Origin of the sequence: Natronococcus sp. (genome assembly GCF_047921035.1) — an archaeon.
Lineage (GTDB): Archaea > Halobacteriota > Halobacteria > Halobacteriales > Natrialbaceae > Natronococcus.
In genome coordinates this window covers 1-2,990 of record NZ_JBLRWX010000189.1, presented here as the reverse complement: position 1 = coordinate 2,990, position 2,990 = coordinate 1, and the positions used below count along the sequence as shown (strand labels likewise).

Annotated in this window: 2 protein-coding genes and 1 pseudogene; 1 reads left to right on the top strand and 2 read right to left on the bottom strand. The window is 66.8% G+C overall.

The features are described from left to right. Positions 1 to 153: 153 nt before the first annotated feature. Entirely contained in the window at positions 154 to 756 is a 603-nt protein-coding gene (locus ACNA7R_RS19930; protein WP_416285285.1) for a hypothetical protein, read from the top strand. Here ACNA7R_RS19930 and gdhB read toward each other — a convergent pair whose 3' ends face one another. Beyond that, entirely contained in the window at positions 757 to 2,046 is a 1,290-nt protein-coding gene (gene gdhB / locus ACNA7R_RS19925) for a glutamate dehydrogenase GdhB (RefSeq protein ID WP_416285284.1), read from the bottom strand. A 5-nt stretch (positions 2,047 to 2,051) separates the two neighbouring features. Beyond that, positions 2,052 to 2,990, bottom strand: a pseudogene (locus ACNA7R_RS19920) (M24 family metallopeptidase); the annotation flags it as partial.

Genomic DNA, 2,990 nt, shown 5'->3' with positions numbered 1-2,990 from the left:
CCGCACGGGTCGCGGTTGCGCCGGTACTGACTTACAGTAAACCGTATGAGCCGACGCCAGCGCGGGCCAGCGCCGTCGATGCCGTCGGGGTCGCCGGTTCTTTCGGTGGCCGATACGGAGAAAGTATTTACCAAGCTCCGTCGGACACCCTCTATGAAACGTCGTGTGCTCCTCGGGATGATCGGCGTGGGAGCCGCCTCCTCCGGCGTGCTGGGAGACCCCCACGAACGCGGCACCGCGGACTCGCTGGCGGAACGGTTCGATTGCAGGGAGGCGTCGCGACCGGCGTGTGACCTCGAGAGCGTCGAAACCGAACGAACCGACGACAGCGCCGGGACGGTCGACGGCGCCGGCACGGAACCGTACCCGGATCCGCCGACCGCCTTCGACGCGGACGGCGTCGTCGAGTTCGTTCGCGACCACGAGCGGGCGTACGCCAAAAACGACGTTCTTTGTTCCCGCGAGCGATCCGAACGGATGGTCGACTACTCGATCGAGTTCGACGACGTCAGACGGTTCGACTGGTACGACGAGATTCACGTCGTCCGCGTTCGATACGCGGAGACGCCGACCGACGTGGACGAAGACGGCGAGCCGTGGGCGACGGCCGACGGGTACAGCGGGGCCGTCTACGCCGTCGACGAGACGACCGCCGTTAGAACCGGCCTCTCGCTGGGACCGTCCGGTTCGGTCCCCGGCGAGGCGGAGACGCCGGATCCCGTCGAGACGGGAACGCTCGTCGACTGCTTCCGATAGTCAGGGCCAGAGCCCGCGCGTCGCCTTCGCCTCCGCGATCCGCGAGAGCGCGACGACGTAGGCGGCGTCCCGCCAGGACAGATCCTTCGCTTCGACCTCGGTTCGGACCTCCGCCCAGGCGTCGAGCATCTTCGACTCGAGCTCCTGATTGACCTCCTCTAAGCTCCACTTGCGGCGGTTGATATCCTGGAGCCACTCGAAGTACGAGACGGTGACCCCGCCGGCGTTGGCGAGGATGTCCGGGATCACGTGCACGCCGCGCTCCTCGAGGATCGTGTCGGCGGCGAACGTCGTCGGACCGTTCGCACCCTCGACGACGATGTCGGCCGCGATGTCGTCGGCGTTGTCGGCGGTGATGACGTTCCCGATCGCCGCAGGGATGAGCACGTCGACGTCGAGTTCGAGGATCTCCTCGTTCGAGAGCGTCTCGGGAGCGTCCTGCTTCATGACCGCTTCGGGCTCCTCCTCGTGGGTCGGAATCGATCCGATATCGAGTCCGTCGGGATCGTAGATCGCTCCGTTGACGTCGCTGACCGAGACGACGTTCGCACCCCACTCCTCGAGCAGGCGGGCGGCGTTGGCGCCGACGCTACCGAACCCCTGGACGGCGACCGTGGTGTTCTCGAGGTCCATGTCGTAGTAGTCGACGGCCTCGCGGGCGGCGATCGCCGTCGAGCGCCCGGGCGCTTCCTCACGGCCGTAGCTGCCGCCGATGACGGGCGGTTTCCCGGTGACGACGCCGGGGATCGTCTCGCCCTGTTGCATCGAGTAGGCGTCCATGAACCAGGCCATCGTCTGGGCGTCGGTGCCCATGTCGGGCGCCGGAACGTCCCGCGTCGGGCCGATGACGTAGCGAAGCTCCTCGGCGAACCGACGGGTGAGCCGCTCCTTCTCGCCGTCGCTCAGCGACTTGGGATCGATGGAGATGCCGCCTTTGCCGCCCCCGAAGGGGAGGTCCATCACGGCGCACTTCCAGGTCATCCACATCGAGAGGCCGATACACTCGTCGGCGTTGACCTCGGGGTGGTAGCGGAGTCCGCCCTTGTAGGGACCGCGAACGTCGTCGTGCTGGGCGCGGTAGCCCGTGAAGACGTCGACGCTGCCGTCGTCGCGCTCGAGGGGAACCGAGACCTGCTCGACCCGCGTGGGGTGTTTGAGCCGTTCGATGACGCCGTCGTCGACGTCGACGTGGGCCGCGGCGCGCTCGAGCTGACGGCGGGCCGTCACGAGCGCCGAATCGAGGTCGCTTTCTCCTGGATCGTCGTCCTGCTGGGGTGGTGTCGTAGTCATGAGTCTTACGCTGTGAACAGTTTTCGCGGGAACCCTGCAAGGGTTTCGACTCCGTCGTCGGTGACGACGAAGGTCTCGCTGATCTCCATGCCGATCTCTTCGGTCCAGATGCCGGGAATCATGTGGAACGTCATGTTCTCCTCGAGCACCGTCTCGTCGCCGGGGCGGATGCTCGCGGTGTGTTCGCCCCAGTCCGGCGGGTAGCCCAGTCCCATCGAGTAGCCGATCCGATCCTCCTTCTCGATGCCGTACTGGGCGATCGTCTCCCGCCAGGCCTCCTCGACGGCCTCGCAGGTGACGCCGGGCTCGGCCGCCTCGAGGGCGGCCTCGATTCCCTCGACGACGATGTCGGCGGCGTCCTCGAGTTCCGCGGGCGGGTCGCCGACGAACGTCGTTCGAGCCAGCGGAGAGTGGTATCGATGGCGACAGCCCGAGAGTTCGATGATCACGGGGTCGCCGTCCTCGAACTCGCGGTCGGTCCAGGTGAGGTGGGGCGTGTCGGTGTGATCGCCCGAGGGCATCAGCGGGACGATCGAGGGGTAGTCCCCGCCGAACTCGTCGGTGCCCCGAATGAGGGCGTCGTAGATCTCCGCGGCGACCTCGTACTCCGGAACCCCCTCGCCGATCGCGTCGATCCCCGCCTGCATCGCGTTCTCCGAAATTTCGGCGGCCTGGCGCATTTACTCGAGTTCTCGATCGGACTTCTTGATCCGGACCCAGCCCACGAGCAGGGTGGTGTCCTCGAACTCGGCCTCGGGGAGATTCTCCTGCAGGCGCGTGTAGGACTTCGCGGTGAAGTAGGCGGCGTCCATCTCGAGGCCGATCCGGCCGTCGGCGACGTCCAGTTCCTCGAGGACGCCCGCGAGGTAGTCCATCGGATGCAGGTCGTGCGGCGAGTGGACGTGGTCGTCGCTGTAGGAGCGAATGCTCTCCTCGGAGAGCCA

Bases quoted from the DNA above. Each gene is read 5' to 3' on its own strand.
- ACNA7R_RS19930 (WP_416285285.1), top strand. From the start codon at position 154: ATGAAACGTCGTGTGCTCCTCGGGATGATCGGCGTGGGAGCCGCCTCC.
- gdhB (WP_416285284.1), bottom strand. From the start codon at position 2,046: ATGACTACGACACCACCCCAGCAGGACGACGATCCAGGAGAAAGCGAC.